The organism is Butyrivibrio sp. XBB1001 (assembly GCF_000424505.1).
Lineage (GTDB): Bacteria > Bacillota > Clostridia > Lachnospirales > Lachnospiraceae > Butyrivibrio.
In genome coordinates this window covers 63522-79869 of record NZ_AUKA01000007.1, presented here as the reverse complement: position 1 = coordinate 79869, position 16348 = coordinate 63522, and the positions used below count along the sequence as shown (strand labels likewise).

Annotated in this window: 17 protein-coding genes and 1 tRNA gene; 2 read left to right on the top strand and 16 right to left on the bottom strand. The window is 41.0% G+C overall.

Features of this window, described 5'->3' with window-relative positions:
• Positions 1-34 precede the first annotated feature (34 nt).
• Entirely contained in the window at positions 35-1117 is a 1083-nt protein-coding gene (locus G631_RS0107995; protein WP_026489007.1) for a PucR family transcriptional regulator, read from the bottom strand.
• Positions 1118-1399: 282 nt separating this feature from the next.
• Here G631_RS0107995 and G631_RS0107990 point away from each other — a divergent pair, with 282 nt between their 5' ends.
• Positions 1400-1588 carry a YjfB family protein gene (locus G631_RS0107990; RefSeq protein WP_026489006.1) on the top strand — a complete coding sequence of 63 codons (189 nt, stop codon included), beginning with the start codon at positions 1400-1402 and terminating at the stop codon, positions 1586-1588.
• Between the two features lie 176 nt (positions 1589-1764).
• On the opposite strand, the gene G631_RS0107985 is transcribed toward G631_RS0107990, so the two are convergent.
• The 13 genes from G631_RS0107985 to mtaB all read right to left on the bottom strand — a co-directional run bounded on the left by G631_RS0107985 (position 1765) and on the right by mtaB (position 13460).
• Positions 1765-2679: a CPBP family intramembrane glutamic endopeptidase gene (locus G631_RS0107985; protein ID WP_026489005.1), complete on the bottom strand. Its 915-nt coding sequence runs from the start codon at positions 2677-2679 to the stop codon at positions 1765-1767.
• 11 nt (positions 2680-2690) lie between these two features.
• On the bottom strand, positions 2691-3524 hold the full coding sequence (locus G631_RS0107980; protein WP_026489004.1) for a CvfB family protein: 834 nt from the start codon (positions 3522-3524) through the stop codon (positions 2691-2693).
• A 54-nt stretch (positions 3525-3578) separates the two neighbouring features.
• A complete protein-coding gene (locus G631_RS18510) occupies positions 3579-4304 on the bottom strand; it encodes an acyl-[acyl-carrier-protein] thioesterase (protein WP_035789520.1) in 726 nt (241 codons plus the stop codon).
• Between the two features lie 118 nt (positions 4305-4422).
• Positions 4423-4495: transfer RNA gene (locus tag G631_RS0107970), tRNA-Gln, on the bottom strand.
• 130 nt (positions 4496-4625) lie between these two features.
• Complete coding sequence (locus G631_RS0107965) at positions 4626-6737, bottom strand: glutamine synthetase III family protein (protein WP_026489003.1); 2112 nt, start codon at positions 6735-6737, stop codon at positions 4626-4628.
• A 97-nt stretch (positions 6738-6834) separates the two neighbouring features.
• Entirely contained in the window at positions 6835-8100 is a 1266-nt protein-coding gene (locus G631_RS0107960; protein WP_026489002.1) for a peptidase U32 family protein, read from the bottom strand.
• Between the two features lie 47 nt (positions 8101-8147).
• Positions 8148-8789: an O-methyltransferase gene (locus G631_RS0107955; RefSeq protein WP_026489001.1), complete on the bottom strand. Its 642-nt coding sequence runs from the start codon at positions 8787-8789 to the stop codon at positions 8148-8150.
• Positions 8782-9234, bottom strand: coding sequence for an endolytic transglycosylase MltG (locus tag G631_RS18505; protein WP_051197020.1), 453 nt, complete (start codon positions 9232-9234; stop codon positions 8782-8784). The genes G631_RS0107955 and G631_RS18505 overlap by 8 nt, the downstream gene beginning before the upstream one ends.
• Positions 9235-9264: 30 nt before the next feature.
• Complete coding sequence (locus G631_RS0107945) at positions 9265-10944, bottom strand: ribonuclease J (RefSeq protein WP_026489000.1); 1680 nt, start codon at positions 10942-10944, stop codon at positions 9265-9267.
• 60 nt (positions 10945-11004) lie between these two features.
• Positions 11005-11268 (bottom strand): DUF1292 domain-containing protein, encoded by a 264-nt coding sequence (locus tag G631_RS0107940; protein WP_026488999.1) that lies wholly within the window; start codon positions 11266-11268, stop codon positions 11005-11007.
• Positions 11269-11270: 2 nt separating this feature from the next.
• Positions 11271-11696, bottom strand: a complete 426-nt coding sequence (gene ruvX, locus G631_RS0107935; protein WP_026488998.1) for a Holliday junction resolvase RuvX — start codon at positions 11694-11696, stop codon at positions 11271-11273.
• The gene (locus tag G631_RS0107930; RefSeq protein ID WP_026488997.1) at positions 11696-11974 is read right to left on the bottom strand and encodes an IreB family regulatory phosphoprotein; all 279 of its coding nucleotides are present in this window, start codon (positions 11972-11974) and stop codon (positions 11696-11698) included. The genes ruvX and G631_RS0107930 overlap by 1 nt, the downstream gene beginning before the upstream one ends.
• Positions 11975-12089: 115 nt before the next feature.
• Positions 12090-13460 (bottom strand): tRNA (N(6)-L-threonylcarbamoyladenosine(37)-C(2))-methylthiotransferase MtaB, encoded by a 1371-nt coding sequence (gene mtaB, locus G631_RS0107925; RefSeq protein ID WP_242829077.1) that lies wholly within the window; start codon positions 13458-13460, stop codon positions 12090-12092.
• 120 nt (positions 13461-13580) lie between these two features.
• Here mtaB and G631_RS0107920 point away from each other — a divergent pair, with 120 nt between their 5' ends.
• Positions 13581-13811, top strand: a complete 231-nt coding sequence (locus tag G631_RS0107920; RefSeq protein WP_013282005.1) for an HPr family phosphocarrier protein — start codon at positions 13581-13583, stop codon at positions 13809-13811.
• A 117-nt stretch (positions 13812-13928) separates the two neighbouring features.
• Here the strand turns inward: G631_RS0107920 and thiI are convergent, their stop codons facing one another.
• Positions 13929-15131 (bottom strand): tRNA uracil 4-sulfurtransferase ThiI, encoded by a 1203-nt coding sequence (gene thiI, locus G631_RS0107915; RefSeq protein ID WP_026488995.1) that lies wholly within the window; start codon positions 15129-15131, stop codon positions 13929-13931.
• Positions 15132-15145: 14 nt separating this feature from the next.
• Positions 15146-16303 carry a cysteine desulfurase family protein gene (locus tag G631_RS0107910; protein WP_026488994.1) on the bottom strand — a complete coding sequence of 386 codons (1158 nt, stop codon included), beginning with the start codon at positions 16301-16303 and terminating at the stop codon, positions 15146-15148.
• Between the last annotated feature and the right edge of the window lie 45 nt (positions 16304-16348).

Here is a 16348-nt window from a genome sequence, read left to right as displayed (position 1 = left end):
TCCCCCGGAGATAGTCTTATTTAAGCAAAAAAGCTTATGTAAACTTCTCCATGTATTTCATGTATCTTACTACCATAAGTGCAATCTTGAAGGTGATCGCATCATCGAAAACTCTAAGATCTAGTCCTGTGCTCTTCTGAAGCTTATCCAGTCTGTATACAAGTGTATTTCTGTGTATAAAGAGCTGTCTGGATGTTTCAGAAACGTTCAGGCTATTCTCAAAGAACTTGTCGATAGTAGTAAGGGTCTCCTGATCAAAATCATCAGGATTCCTACCCCCGAATATTTCCTTGATGAACATTTTGCAAAGAGGTATTGGCAGCTGGTAGATAAGACGTCCAATTCCAAGTTCGCTGTAACAGATAACCTTGCGTTCGTCGAAGAATATCTTTCCGACATCGAGGGCCATCTTAGCTTCCTTGTAGGAACGGCTCACTTCCTTGATCTCACCAACTACTGTACCATAGGCAACTCTGACTCCCGTAAGTCCCTCTTTCTCAAGGGCCATGAGCATTTCATCTGCCACTTTTGAAATCTCGGAAGGCTTGAGCATATCGCTCACGTCCTTGACCACAATAACATTGTCTTCATCAACCTCGGTTACAAAATCATTACCATTTCCAAAATGAGTTCTGGTAATCTCAAGAGCATTATTGTCTCTGCCATTTACTGATTCTATGATCATAGCCACTCTCTTGGCGTCAGTCTGTATATGGAGTTTCTTGGCCCTGCTGTAGATATCCACCAAAAGAAGGTTATCAAGCAATAGGTTCTTGATGAAGTTATCCTTATCAAATCTCTCCTTGTAGGCAACTAAAAGACTCTGGATCTGGTAAGCGATCATCTTGCCAAGCATATAGGTATTCTCGCCACTACCAGTACAGATCAAAATATATTCAAGCTGCTGCTCGTCATATATCTTAAAATACTGATGTCCCTGAATTTCCTGAGAATCTGCTGGAGAATCCACAAAATTTCTTGCAGACATGGACACATTTCCAATATCTGTAGTAGTGGATGCCACCTCCTTGCCATCAATGTCTAGAACACAAAGATCCACGTGAGCTATAGTCTTAAGCCCATCAATGGTATTCTGAAGAATTTGATTCGATATCATTTATCACTCTTTCTGCAGCACATAATATGCTACGATAATAAAAAACTTAAAGACATTTTAATATATTTGTACAAAAAAATCTAGCCAAGGAACAGCATTTTTTGTCTATTTTTCAATTTTCTCCGTCATATTCTACAAAAACATATACTGTTTTTTGTGTGGATAATGACTCTTTTCCCTATTAAGCTTCCATGCTATCAGCCGATATATTAGATAGGATAAAGTGTATATGTACATAAACCCCTGTAGTTTAGGTACATTGCAGTCGCACAGGAGGTGCTTATGGATATTCCCGCTTTATCAATGGCACTATCTCAGAACAAAGTTCTTAATGATGTTGGTGTGGCCATGTTGTCAAAAAGCCTGGATACTATGGAGAGCGCTGGAGAAGCGCTAGTATCCACCATCGATTCAGCTGCAGAACTTTCTGTAAACCCGAACCTTGGAGCCAATATCGACATTAGGATCTGAGAAAAAGACACCCATAGCCGAAAGGTTATGGGTGTCATTTTTATGATATAGGAAATTTCTCCGAAATTCCTATATCATAAAAAACGCTCCGCTAAGGATGCGCACTCGCGCGATAGGCAAATGTTGCATAAATGCAACCGCGCTCGGCGCGAGCATGTTGCAAGCAACATGCTTTCTTATAGCAAAGTATATAAATACATATAGGAAATTGATATTACCATGGCAATGATAAGCGGTAGTGTTATAAGTTCCAGACCAAATCTGCTTCTTCCTGGAATACTTTCCAGAAATTCTATCCTGCCCTCAATAGTAGCGATCAGACGCAAAATAAGTATTGCTCCCACTGTAAATATGGCTGCTGCCACAAAAAGATAGACATAATAAATAGTATCAAGACCTGATGCGCCAATGTAATTCTCAGCTATGGTCGCAGCTTCATCCAGTGCACTGTTATTTGCATACATCATCACAACTTCTATAGTGTTAAAGGTCGCATGAGCCAAAAATGAAGCTGTTATCGTACCTGTTGCCTCATACAAAAGAGCCAGCATGATTCCCATTACAGCTCCATAAGCAAACTGATTGAAGTTCATGTGCATCATACCAAACAAAACAGATGAAAGAAGAATTGAACCAACTATTCTTCCTGTTCTCTGGTATGACTGCAAAATAACTCCTCTAAATACAATCTCCTCAACCAAAGGCCCCAGAATGCCGATAGAAAGAATCATCACCCACATCGGCATCTTTAAAACGTCCCCGCTTATAGCCGATACAGTATTTTCCACAAATATCATGGACACTGCATTTACAAAGGTCACCATCGGAAATAGCATTATCACATAAAGGATCACAAGTAGCACTGTCTTAATCCTGATCTTATGAAAAGGTATCATGACAGAAAGCTTCTCCCCACTGTAAAACACCGCTGCCAGCGCAGGGATAAGTACAACTCCTTCACTTAAGATGTTATTAGCCAGAATTGATACAGTAGGTCCTCCATTGGCATACCAAAGCGACATTGCAAGCACTAGTCCAAGTGTAGACAATATCATATACAAATACGTTCTGTTAGCTCTCCTGTAATCCATCAGAATTCTCCTTAAACCTGATCAATAGAATCCTTGCCAATTGTGATCTTTCCTTCTTTGAGAAGGCGGCCCACAGCACGCTTAAACTCATTTTTGCTCATCTGAGTCTTTTCTCTGATAAGCTCAGGAGATGCCTTATCTGTAAATGGAAGTCTTCCACCACAGTCTTTTATCATATCAAGAAGCTTTTGAGCATCTGTATCCATCTGAAGATAAGCTTTTTCCCTTATGCTGAGGTTCAGGCGCCCATCTTCTTTGACAGAAGTAATCCTGGCATTAACGCTGTCACCAATCTTCACATTGCCAAAAAGCTCTTTTTTAGGGATAAGTCCTGAATAAATATCATCAACAGCCACAAAGGCGCCAAAATTATCGCTCATCTCATAAACTGTGCCTATAACCTTGTCATCCTTGGCATAGGGGCTGTTTGTCTTAAGATAGGGATATACATTCATTGTAACCGCAAGTCTGCTGCTCTTATCAATGTAAAGAGCACATAAAACCTCTTCGCCGGCCTTAACCTTTTTAGTCTGCTCTCTAAATGGTAAAAGAACATCCTTTTCAAGTCCCCAGTCCATGAAAGCACCAATTCTACTGGTTTCCTTAACCTTGAGCATTCTTACATCACCCAGCATTATCTTCGGCTCATTAGTAGTCGCGATCAGTCTGTCATCAGAATCCTTATAAATAAATACCTCTACTACTGATCCAACCTCTGTTCCTGATGGAACCTGTTTAGCAGGAAGAAGAACCTTCTCCTCCGCTCCGGCCTGTTCTGACAGGTATACGCCAAAATCCACCTTTTTAACTACTGTTAGTTTCTGTTTTTCTCCAAGTTTGATCATAATGTCTTCCGTCCTTTCTTTGTACATGCTATGCACATGCTAAACAACTACATCTTAATCCATTTTTAACTGAACAGTACAAACTCCAAGTCCTTTTGAATCCTGGAGACTTACTGTATAAACCTTATTATCCCCTATATTGCTACTGATAACAACAGGGTACAAAACATCACCCAATAGGGCCTGTTTCTTGTACTCAGCCCTCATAGATATCACTTTTTGTGCCTGCTGTCCGAGGCTGTCTATGGCCATTCTGATATACTGACCATTATTGACATGATTGTTAGTATCAAGGTGATTCTTCCTGACTACAATCTCTTCAGCCTTGTAGCTAACTCCCTCCGGAATAGTAATCTTCCTATCCTCATATACCATATCGAGCTTGTCCTCTAATGGATAGGCCTCTACTATCTCTTTAGTAACTCTTGTAGGAGCTCCTTTTTTGAAATCAAACAAGGTCCATACAGAATTAGCTACAGCCAGCATCTCTCCATCCTTGGTCTTCATAAAGAAATTACGCAGTCCCAAAGGTCCCTTTAACATGTATGGGATTGTGCCTATTGTCACCTCTTCACAGAGCCTTGGCAAGCGCCCGATCTCTATCTGCCAGGAATTTAAAACCCATGCTATGCCTTGCTTTCTCAGGTATTCCATGGTTGCTGGTCCATCCTGAGTTTGAAATGTCGAGCAATCCTGAAAATAGTCAATAAGTGCTTCCAGCGTCAAAATGGCATTACTATCCGTTTCGCTGTACCTGATACGTGAGTCAAAGCTGTACATAATTCCTCCCCAAGAGTCAACAAACAAATGAAGCAGTTATAGGTCTACTCAAAAAATATGAAGCAAAAATGATATAGAAAAAACGGGACTGTTGTGACCAACAATCCCGTTTGAATAGCTGGGCTAGTAGGATTCGAACCTACGTAATGACGGAGTCAGAGTCCGTTGCCTTACCGCTTGGCGATAGCCCATCGACAAGTGTTAATTATACGCATGTAAAAAATAAAATGCAAGCACTTTTTTAAAAATTTTATAAAAATCGTTAATTCGATTATAAGTATGCCGCTATCCGTATTTTAAAACACAGATAGCGGCGCTTCATTAACCTTCAAATAATAGATCAGCATAGGTTGGGAATGGCCAATCCTTCTTATCTAACAAAAGCTCGAGCTTATCAGCAGGTTCTCTTAAATCATCCATTACTGGGCGAACCTTATCCTTATAGAAAAATGCTCTCTTTCTCTGATCTTCTATAACTGATGCCTTGCCCTCAAGAGTTTTAAGCTTATCAAGAGCCTCCTTCATCTTGCCAAGATGCATCTGGATTTCCTTGAGTTCATCTATTTCAACTGATGCGCTAACACCAGCCGCTGTTATAGCATTGATATCTGCTGCAAGTCTTCCTGCATACTTCATTACTGCAGGAATGATCTGCTTGGAAGCCATATCAATCATAGTAAGAGCCTCGATATTGATAGTCTTGGCATAGTTCTCAAAAATGATCTCTCTTCTGGACTCAAGCTCAGTCTTGGTATATACACCAAAATCCTCAAAAAGCTTAATTGCCTTTTTAGTAATAAGTGTGTCTGCTGCCTCGATTGTAGACTTGATATTAGGAAGTCCTCTTCTCTCAGCCTCTTTGATCCACTCATTTGAGTATCCATCACCATTAAAGATGATTCTCTGATGATCTGTCAGATACTCCTTGATAAGATCATGAACAGCTTCATCGAAATTCTTGGCCTTTTCAAGCTTATCTGCTGCCTCGCAGAAAGCCTCAGCAACGATTGTATTAAGTGTAGTATTTGAGCTAGCCATTGAATCTGATGATCCAACCATTCTGAACTCAAATTTATTACCAGTAAATGCAAATGGTGAAGTACGGTTTCTATCTGTCGCGTCCTTCTCAAACTGTGGAAGTGTAGATACACCAGTCTTGAGCTTACCGCCTCTCTTGCTGGACTTGGCAACACCAGTCTCAATAAGCTGTCTTACAACATCCTCAAGCTGTTCTCCAAGGAATACAGAAATAACTGCAGGTGGAGCCTCGTTGGCACCAAGTCTGTGATCGTTACCAACATCAGCAGCACTCTGCCTTAAAAGGTCTGCGTGAGTGTCCACTGCCTTCAAAATGCAGGCAAGTACAAAAAGGAACTGAACATTCTTGTTAGGCGTATCGCCTGGATCAAGAAGATTAACACCATCATCTGTGCAAAGTGACCAGTTATCGTGCTTACCAGAACCATTTACGCCTGCAAATGGCTTCTCGTGAAGAAGGCATCTCATGTGGTGATGCTCAGCAACACGCTTCATTGTCTCCATAATGATCTGATTGTGATCTACTGCAATGTTGGCTGTCTCATACACTGGTGCAAGTTCGTGCTGACCAGGTGCAACCTCGTTGTGCTGTGTCTTGTCAGGAACTCCAAGTTTCCAAAGTTCTACATTGAGGTCCTTCATGAATTCGCCAACTCTTTCACGGATTACACCAAAATAGTGATCTTCCATCTCCTGTCCCTTAGGAGGCTGAGCACCAAATAGGGTTCTTCCAGTGAAAATAAGGTCTTCTCGTTTCATGGACTTATCCCAGTCCACAAGGAAATATTCCTGCTCAGGTCCGACTGAAACATTGACCTTAGTAGCAGTTGTATTACCAAATAATCTTACGATTCTCAGAGCCTGCTTATTAACAGCCTCCATGGAACGAAGAAGTGGAGTCTTCTTATCAAGAGCATCTCCAGTATATGAACAAAACGCTGTTGGAATGCAAAGTGTAACACCTGCGCCAGATTCCTTCAAAAATGCAGGTGAAGTGATATCCCAGGTTGTGTATCCTCTTGCCTCGAATGTAGCACGAAGACCACCTGAAGGGAATGATGAAGCATCAGGCTCGCCCTTAATGAGCTCTTTGCCTGAAAAAGAAGTAAGCATACGGCCATCCTTGTCAGCTGAACCAACAAAAGAATCATGCTTCTCGGCAGTAATACCTGTAAGTGGCTGGAACCAGTGAGTATAGTGCGTAGCACCATTTTCTACTGCCCACTCCTTCATAGCATTTGCCACAACATCTGCAGATTCCTTGGAAAGCTCTCCGCCATGCTCAGTTACATTTACAACTTCCTTGTAAACATTCTTGGGTAATCTCTCTCTCATCTTGGCAAGAGTAAAGACATTCTGCCCAAAAATCTCTTCAACATTTACCTTGTTCCCCATGTGATTTCACATTCCTTTCGCTACAAGACCTTGATCTTATAATTCAATTTTTCCGTTACATATTACAACACATTGTGCAAAACGCAAAGCACTTTTTTCAGGCACCGCAATCTGGAAGATTAGTTTCAACCTCCGGCGAGCTGGATTTCACCCTCAGAATATCGTATTTCTCAGGCCTTTCTGAAAGGTCTACAAAAAGTGTCTGCTTGGAATGTGGACATGATTCTACAGGTGTTCCATCTTCCGCATACATTCCCTTAACGGTAACCTTTATATCCGTTCCGTCAGGCTTCATGATTTCAATTTCATCACCCACAGAGAACTTATTTCTCTGCTCAAACTTAGCATAACCTCTGTTATCTATTTCCCCTACAATTCCCAGGTAGATATACTCATTAACATAAGTATTATTGTCATAAATCTGAGCCTCATCACTAGGCTTGCCAAAATAGAATCCCGTAGTAAACTGGCGGTATGTACACTTTGATATCTGATCAAGGTACCATGGCATATTCTGTCTGTACTTATCCTCAGATTCAAAGAAATCATCTATAGCCTTTCTATAAGTTCTGGCAACAGTAGCTACATAAAGAGCAGTCTTCATACGGCCCTCGATCTTGCAACTGTCAATCCTTGCATCAACCATCTCAGGAATATGCTCTATCATGCACAGATCTTTGGAGTTAAAGATATAAGTTCCTCTTTCGTTCTCGTATACAGGAAGATACTCACCAGGCCTCTTTTCCTCTACAACAGAATACTTCCATCTACAAGGGTGTGTGCATGCTCCTTTATTGGCATCTCTTCCTGTGAAATAATTAGATAAAAGACATCTTCCTGAATAGGAAATGCACATAGCTCCGTGAATGAAACATTCCATCTCAAGATCTTCAGGAATCTTTTCCGTGATCTCTTTTATCTCGCGAAGTGAAAGTTCTCTTGCAGCCACAACTCTCTTGGCTCCTAGATCATGCCAGAAATTATATGTCTCGTAGTTAGTATTATTAGCCTGTGTCGATACGTGAATATCTATCTCAGGGCAGATCCTTCTAGCCTTCATAAAGATTCCGGGGTCAGCTATTATAAGAGCATCAGGCTTTAGCTCTTTTAACTCATGAAGATATTTCTCAACTCCGTCAAGATCGTAGTTATGAGCGAGGATATTAACAGTTACGTGAACCTTTACTCCATGGGCATGTGCAAACTCTATGCCCTCCTTCATTTCCTCAGGGCTGAAGTTCTTGGCCTTGGCACGTAGTCCAAAAGCATCTCCGCCAATATAAACTGCGTCTGCTCCAAAAATAACAGCTGTTTTAAGTACCTCCAGGCTACTTGCTGGAATCAGTAATTCAGGTTTTTTCATTGATTTCTCCACATTTCTAAGCTAAAACAAAAATCGTTACATCATGCTTATAACCGCACAGATAAGGTCATGCCATCTCCCACAGTCAGAATAACTGTATTCAGGGCATCATTATGTTTGAGTTCATAAAGATACTCCCTCATTCTGGCATGTATTGTCCTGTCTCTCCTGGTTACCGCAAATCTGGACTCTATAACATCTCCATCCTGAAGAACATTATCAGATACCAGTAGTCCCCCTTTATTCAGGATTCTAAGGCAATCAGGCAGGAAATTGATGTACTGCCCCTTTGCCGCATCCATAAAAATAAAATCATACCCCGGGGATAGCGTTTTAAGTATTTCTGTCGCATCACCTTCTAAGAGTGTGATTTTATTATTTGTGTCATACTGTATGAAATTCTCTTTAGCTATAGGAATTCTCTTCTCAAACTTCTCTATAGTCGTGATCCTGGTATCAGGGTCACTGTACTCTGCCATTAGTAGGGCAGAAAAGCCAATAGCACAGCCGACCTCCAAAATATTTTTAGGTCTACTCTGTGCCATTAAAAACTTAAGCAGAGCCTGAGTATCCTTGCGGATGATAGGGACATCATCCGCCTTGGCCCTCTTCTCCAATTCATCAAGATAAGGAGCATTTCCCCTATCCAGAGAATTTATAAATGCCGTCATTCTATCCTGCTCAACCACCGCTTGATTCCTCGCCTGCCACGTTAGTTTCAGGAGCTGTCTCTGTAGAAGCTGCTTCTGAACCAGACTCAGCTGTCTCGATAGATCCTGCAGCCATGATCTGTAGCATTTCTTCCGGTGTCATGGCTGTACTAAGTTCATAGGTACCAGGAGTCTCAAGTCCATGATAATCTGAGAACCTCTCCTGCAATTTAAATAATGTCTTGTCAGTTATAAGTCCCACTTCAGCCAGCTTATCAGCAATATCGCTTGCCGAATCGCCACTTTTTATAGTGACTGAAACCGTTCTGCCAGTTCCTGAAGAAACAGGGACCTGATTAAAAATATGGTAACCATAGTCATAAGCCACTTTGGAATACTTACTGATGAGCATAATAACTAAGATCACGAAGACTACCTTGACTGCAGTATCAAGAAAGCCTAATGCAAATTTTCTAGCACTCATGCATCTCTCCCAACCAAGTTCATGACATCATCAATAATTTGTATCCATGATGATTGGCATGATCATAGGTCTTCTCTTTGTCTTCTTCCAGATATAATCACTCAGGACATCCTTAACAATGCTCTTAAGCTTGCCCCAATCTGTGATTCCCTTATCTAGAGCCTCTGTTACCTCATCGAGCACAAGATCAGTTGCATCATCTATCAGCTTGTCTGACTCTCTTACGTATACAAAGCCTCTTGAAACAATACTTGGTCCTGAAACCAGTTGTCCATTGGCCTGATCCAGTCCAAATACAACTATTACAATACCATCTTCTGCAAGATGTTGTCTATCTCTTAGAACTACGTTACCAACGTCTCCTACTCCAAGTCCGTCAACCAGAATAGCTCCAACAGGGACTTTACCCTTGACCTTGGCACTCTCATCATCAAGCTCTAAAACCTCTCCTGAATGGAGGATAAAGATATTCTCTTTATCAATACCAAGGCTTCTTGCGATATTAGCCTGAGCTTGCAGATGCCTGTACTCACCGTGAACAGGAATTGAATATTTAGGCTTAACCAGTGTATAGATAAGCTTGATATCTTCCTGACAGGCATGTCCTGATACGTGAACATCCTGGAATATTACATCCGCACCCTTCATCTGAAGTTCATTGATTATGTTGGTAACAGCCTTCTCATTACCAGGTATTGGATGGGAGGAAAAGATAACAGTATCTCCCGCACCAATTGAGAGCTTTCTATGCTGTCCGTTAGCCATTCTGCTAAGAGCAGCCATACTCTCTCCCTGGCTTCCTGTAGTAATGATAACTGTCTTGTTCTCAGGGTAATCCTTGAGATGATCGATATCTATAAGCGTATTCTCAGGAATCTGGATGCACTCCAGTTTCTGAGCTATATCAATAATGCTGACCATGCTGCGGCCTTCTACCACAACCTTACGTCCAGTTTTATGAGCTATATTGATGATCTGCTGAACTCTATCTACATTAGAAGCAAAGGTAGCTACTATGATCCTGTTGTTAGCATGCTCCTCAAACAGAAAGCCCAGAGCTCTTCCTACAGTTTTCTCAGAAGCTGTAAATCCTGGTCTCTCTGCATTTGTAGAATCGCACATTAGAGCCAGAACTCCTTTTTTACCAATTTCTGCAAATCTCTGAAGATCTATTGGATCTCCATAAACAGGTGTATAGTCAACCTTAAAGTCTCCAGTGTGAACCACAGTTCCTGCTGGCGAATAGATAGCAAGAGCAGCAGCATCAACAATAGAGTGGTTTGTTCTTATAAATTCAACTCTAAACTGACCAAGGTTAATAGACTGGCCAAACTTGACCACCTTTCTCCTTGTCTTTTTAAGAAGATTATGTTCCTCAAGTTTGTGCTCAATAATACCCATTGTCAGCCTTGTAGCATAAACAGGGACATTAAGCTCGTGAAGTACATAAGGAAGCGCACCGATGTGGTCCTCATGTCCGTGGGTTATTACAAACCCCTTTACCTTATCTATGTTTTCCTGTAAATAAGTAATGTCAGGAATAACAAGGTCGATTCCAAGCATGTCATCATCTGGGAATGACAAACCGCAATCCACCACAATAATACTGTCTTCATATCTGAAGGCAGTGATGTTCATTCCAATCTGCTCAAGACCTCCCAAAGGGATGATCTGCAGCTTGGACGCATTTGCAATTTTCTTTTTGTTCAAATTATTTCCTCCATAAGTAATTGGCGGAGATGTAGAATAGGATATTAACCAAAGTCCCCGTTAAATATCCAGATCTATATCATCCTCGGCAAGGAGCTTGCGAAATACACCTGCAACTGCCTCCAGTTCCAGGTCATCCTCAACGATCGCATAAAGCGCCTGCTCATCTTTAATATCGGAGTCATCGCGCAAAATAAGCGCCTCTCCGTCACCATCTTCTTCATCTGTGACAAGAAGGTAAGTCTTGGCACCAATAACAGTCTGTTCCAAACAATAGAATTCTACTGGTTCGCCTCCATCTGGGCTAAATATGATCTTTTCCAAATTCAACTCCGTTCTCTGTTATCCAAATAGTCCTGCAGAATGATCTGCGCCGCTATCATATCAACGTACTCTTTTCGATCTCGACCCTTGATCCCTGCTTCATCCATGATCTCATCAGCCTCAACTGTTGTAAGGCGTTCATCCCACATGATCACTGGGATTCCTGTTCGTCTCTCAATCTTATCCTTGAATTCAAGGCACAACTGTGAGCGCTCAGAGGGAGTCTGATCCATATTAAGAGGTAGTCCCAACACAATCTTCTCCACCCCATATTCCTGAATAAGCTCCTCAATGCGCGCTAAAGTTCTGCGTAGTTTATTTTCTTCTTTCCTACGGATTATCTCACGACCCTGAGCTGTTAACAGAAGTTCATCACTGATAGCAACTCCCACAGTCTTGGAGCCGTAGTCTAGTCCCATTATCCTCATTACTTGTGCTGTGCCCAATCGTTACTTTTAATGTATTCCGTGAGCATCTCTTCAACAAGCTCATCGCGCTCAACCTTCATGATAAGGCTTCTGGCCCCCTGATGGCTTGTAATGTAAGTAGGATCACCTGACATAATATAACCAACAATCTGATTAACAGGGTTATAGCCCTTCTCCAAAAGAGCATCATAAACCACAGAAAGAACCTTCTTAACACCAGTCTCTGGTTCTACTTCTACCTTAAAATACTGGGTATTTCCTAAATCCTGATCTGCCATATTCTTTCTCCAATCTTTTATTATTTAGAGCGTGTCACTACCGGCACCCTCACTTATTCTTTTGCGTATACTTAGATTAATTCTACACCAGCCAAAAAAATTAAGCAAATCACTATTATTCTTTTGCAGCAAGAAGAGTATCCGAGTTAAGCAGCCCAGATATAGTCTCCATGGTGATTTCGCCAGATACTGCTCTTCCAAAACCAAGCTCAGTTTCTTCCATAGCCACCCTGACATATCTGTCCGTATGACCAATCATAAACTTTCTGCCCTTGATTTCCTCTTCGTCCTCCCAGAGTACGCCTACCTTTTCCCCAATAAAAGAGTTCCTGTAGATAAGAGACTGCCTCTCAGTAAGATCTATAAGTACATCACTTCTTTCTGACTTTTCTCTGTCAGTAAGCTGATCTTTCATTCCGGCAGCAACGGTACCTTTTCTCGGAGAATACTTAAACACATGCATTTCATAGAAGTTAATGTCCTCTACAAATTTCCTGCATTCTTCAAATTCTTCCTCTGTCTCGCCAGGGAAACCAACAATAACATCTGTAGTAATAGCAGGTCTGTCAAAAGCCTCTCTTAACAGTCTGACACCTTCAGCAAATTCAGCTGCAGTATAATGTCTGTTCATGCGCTTTAAAACTGAATCACATCCGCTCTGCAATGACAAATGAAAATGTGGACAGAGCTTATCAACCGCTGCAAGTCTCTTGGCATTTTCTTCAGTTACAAGTCGTGGCTCTATTGATCCAAGCCTGATTCTCTCTATTCCGGCAAGCTGGGCAATATTTTCCACAAGTTCAACCAACATAGGCTGGCCCTGGTCAACACCATAGGAGCCAATATGGATTCCTGTCAAAACAACCTCTTTGCAGCCCTTCTGAATAAGTCCCTTAATCTCCGCAAGAATATCCTTCATCTCCCTGCTGCGAATTCTTCCTCTTGCATAAGGAATAACACAATAAGTGCAGAACTGATTGCAGCCATCCTGAATCTTGATATATGCTCTAGTATGCTCAGGGAGCTCTGAAAGTAGCATATTTTCAAACTCATTTGTATGGTTAATATCTATGATTGATGTTCCGCCAAGAGTCTTGTCCTTATTTGTTCCCTTTGCATCAAGGAATGTATTCAGTATTTCGACAATTTCTGACTTCTTATTGTTACCTACAGCCAGATCTATGCTCTCATCCTTCTTGACTCCATCTATGCCCGTCTCAACATAGCATCCAACTGCAACTACAATAGCATCCGGGTTTTCTTTCTTGGCCTTATGAAGCATCTGCCTTGACTTTCTATCAGCAATATTAGTAACTGTGCAGGTGTTTATGATATAGATGTCTGCTTCATCCGTAAATGGCACTATTTCACAGCCTGCCTCGCGAAGCTTTATGGCCATTACATCCATTTCATAACTATTCGTCTTACAACCAAGGTTATGAAGAGCAACTCTCATTCCATTAACGTTATTTTGAATATTGTTCATAATCTTTCTTAATCTTTCTTATTTTTATCAAAAACTCATTACCTTTTAAGTCTTAGGTCATTGACTTTTATCATTTATCTAGTTACTATTAAATAAGATAAAGAAGGAGGTATTTGCTCAATGAAGACCGTTAAAATTTCTTTAAACTCTATCGATAAGGTTAAATCTTTTGTAAACGATATTACGAAGTTTGATTATGATTTCGATCTCGTTTCTGGAAGATACGTTATCGACGCGAAGTCTATTATGGGTATTTTCTCATTGGATCTTTCTAAGCCAATCGATCTCAATATCCATGCAGAAGACGGCGCAGATGAGGTTCTTGAGATTCTCAAGCCTTACATGATCTAATCTTAATAGGATTAGATCCATATTAAAAAGATTTTTCAGACCATCTTAGGATTTCCTAAGATGGTCTTTTGTGTAAAGCACTTGCTGAGGTTCTTTCGAAGCTAGTGCGCACCGCTTTTATTTCTCAATCGTGATCACTTCATCAGTCTCAAGAGCGACTTTCATGAGTTCATCTATTTTTTCTGCAAGATTTTCCTCATGCTTCTTAATAATGTCAAGACGTGGCTTTGTTACAGGATGCTTGGCCACAAAAATAGTACAGCAATCCTCATAGGGAAGAATTGATGTCTCATAAGCATCTATCTTAAGAGAGATATCCACAATATCCTGCTTGTCAAAAGCTATAAGTGGTCTGTAAACAGGCATATCTGTTACAACCTCTCCTGTACACATAAGGCTCTGCATGGTCTGTGAAGCCACCTGTCCAATACTCTCACCGGTTATAAGTCCCATACAGCCAGTCTGACCTGCGATAATATCAGCAATCTTCATCATATATCTTCTCATGATGATAGTAAGCTCATCGTGAGGACACTTCTCATAAATATACATCTGAATATCAGTAAAGTTGATAACATGAAGTTTAACCTTACCTGTGTACCTGGCAATTACTCCAGCCAGATCAACAACCTTCTGCTTGGCCTTTTCTGAAGTATAAGGTGGCGCATTAAAATATACAGCCTCAATGTCTACACCTCTTTTAGCAACCATGTATCCAGCCACAGGAGAATCAATACCACCTGACAAAAGAAGCATTGCCTTGCCAGCTGTTCCTATTGGCATTCCACCAGGTCCAGGAATAATTTCGGAAAAGATATTAAGCTTCTCACGGACTTCCACATTAAGAAGAATTTCTGGATTGTGTACATCAACCTTCATTTCAGGATATGCGCCAAGTATTCTGGCACCAAGCTCAGCTCCCATTTCCATTGAATCCATTGGATAGCTCTTATCAACTCTTCTAACCTTAACCTTGAAAGTCTTGTGTTTGTCTGGGTAAACTCCATCTATAAAATCAAGAACAGCCTTGGTAACGCCATCTATATCCGGAAGATGGTTTTCTGAATCTCTATTAATTGTTACTGCAGGACAGATTCCTGTCACTCCAAAAACTGTTCCAAGGTGATCTACAACCTCGTTAAAATCAAAGCCCTCAGCCTCAATATAGATTCTACCTGCTACTCTTGATACAGAAAAAGAGCCATCGCATTTAGAAAGAACTCTCTCTATCTGCCTTACTAAAGCCTCTTCGAAAATATATCTGTTCTTGCCCTTTACTCCAATCTCGGCATACTTGATGATAAAAGCATGGTACTGCATAAATAATTCCTTTCTTAGTGGCGGTAGAACTTTCTCATGGTCTCTACCTGTGAACAAAGTGTATCCAATAAATAATCTATCTCTTCCCTGGTAGTCATAAATGACATACTGATCCTGATTGTAGACTCTAAAAGGCTCTTATCAAGTCCGATAGCCTTAAGAGTGTCTGAAACATGAGGATTGTTTGAAGTACAAGCGCTTCCCGCAGAAACATATATTTCCTTGCTGCTCAGCATATTAAGAACAGTTTCTGCTGCAAGCCCCTTTATAGAAACACTCACAATGTGAGGTGCTCCCTTATCCCACTCTGGTCCATTTATCTTAATATCAGTAAGACGCTCATTAAGTGAATCTATGAGATACTTCTTAAGATCATAGAGCTTCTTTATCTTGGCATCAAAGTCTTCATAGCACATTTTAGCTGCGAGTGAAAGCCCAATAATGCCTGGAACATTCTCTGTTCCTGAACGCATTCCCTTCTGCTGGCCTCCGCCATAGCAGATATTGACAATTTTTGTTCCCTTCTTGATATATAAAAAGCCTATTCCCTTGGGGCCATGAATCTTGTGCCCGCTAACTGACAAAAGATCTATGTTCATAGATCTTGGCCTTATCAAAACCTTACCATAAGCCTGAACCGCATCAACATGGAAGACAATTTCAGGATTTATGGACTTTATAAGTTTGCCAGCCTCTTCAATAGGTTCAATAGCTCCAATTTCGTTATTCACATACATCATAGAAACAAGAATGGTATCTGGCCTTATTGCAGCTTTTAAAGCCTCCAGATCCACCACCCCATCTGGACCAACTGGAAGATAAGTTGTTTCAAATCCCTCTTTTTCCAGGAAGGTTGTTGTCTCCTGAATAGCTGGATGTTCGATGGAAGTTGTGATGATATGCTTGCCACGCCACTTATTGGCTCTGGCAGTTCCAATAACAGCAAGGTTATCAGACTCTGTTCCGCCTGATGTAAAAAGAATCTCCGAAGGATCCACCTTCAAAGTATTAGCAATAGTCTCTCTTGCCGCTGCAACTCTCTCTCCAGAAATTGTACCCATATGATGAACGCTTGATGCGTTTCCATATTCCTCTGTCATGGTCTTGTAGACCGCCTGGGCCACCTCATCATAGACCCTTGTTGTTGCTGAATTATCTAAATATGCCTGCATTTTTGTATCCTAACTCTTAAACCTTATAATAATATGGCAATGGCT

Excerpts from the sequence above, each read along its gene's own strand:
- G631_RS0107995 (WP_026489007.1), bottom strand. The coding sequence starts at position 1,117 with ATGATATCGAATCAAATTCTTCAGAATACCATTGATGGGCTTAAGACT.
- G631_RS0107990 (WP_026489006.1), top strand. The coding sequence starts at position 1,400 with ATGGATATTCCCGCTTTATCAATGGCACTATCTCAGAACAAAGTTCTT.
- G631_RS0107985 (WP_026489005.1), bottom strand. The coding sequence starts at position 2,679 with ATGGATTACAGGAGAGCTAACAGAACGTATTTGTATATGATATTGTCT.
- G631_RS0107980 (WP_026489004.1), bottom strand. The coding sequence starts at position 3,524 with ATGATCAAACTTGGAGAAAAACAGAAACTAACAGTAGTTAAAAAGGTG.
- G631_RS18510 (WP_035789520.1), bottom strand. The coding sequence starts at position 4,304 with ATGTACAGCTTTGACTCACGTATCAGGTACAGCGAAACGGATAGTAAT.
- G631_RS0107965 (WP_026489003.1), bottom strand. The coding sequence starts at position 6,737 with ATGGGGAACAAGGTAAATGTTGAAGAGATTTTTGGGCAGAATGTCTTT.
- G631_RS0107960 (WP_026489002.1), bottom strand. The coding sequence starts at position 8,100 with ATGAAAAAACCTGAATTACTGATTCCAGCAAGTAGCCTGGAGGTACTT.
- G631_RS18505 (WP_051197020.1), bottom strand. The coding sequence starts at position 9,234 with ATGAGTGCTAGAAAATTTGCATTAGGCTTTCTTGATACTGCAGTCAAG.
- ruvX (WP_026488998.1), bottom strand. The coding sequence starts at position 11,696 with ATGAGGATAATGGGACTAGACTACGGCTCCAAGACTGTGGGAGTTGCT.
- G631_RS0107930 (WP_026488997.1), bottom strand. The coding sequence starts at position 11,974 with ATGGCAGATCAGGATTTAGGAAATACCCAGTATTTTAAGGTAGAAGTA.
- mtaB (WP_242829077.1), bottom strand. The coding sequence starts at position 13,460 with ATGAACAATATTCAAAATAACGTTAATGGAATGAGAGTTGCTCTTCAT.
- G631_RS0107920 (WP_013282005.1), top strand. The coding sequence starts at position 13,581 with ATGAAGACCGTTAAAATTTCTTTAAACTCTATCGATAAGGTTAAATCT.
- thiI (WP_026488995.1), bottom strand. The coding sequence starts at position 15,131 with ATGCAGTACCATGCTTTTATCATCAAGTATGCCGAGATTGGAGTAAAG.
- G631_RS0107910 (WP_026488994.1), bottom strand. The coding sequence starts at position 16,303 with ATGCAGGCATATTTAGATAATTCAGCAACAACAAGGGTCTATGATGAG.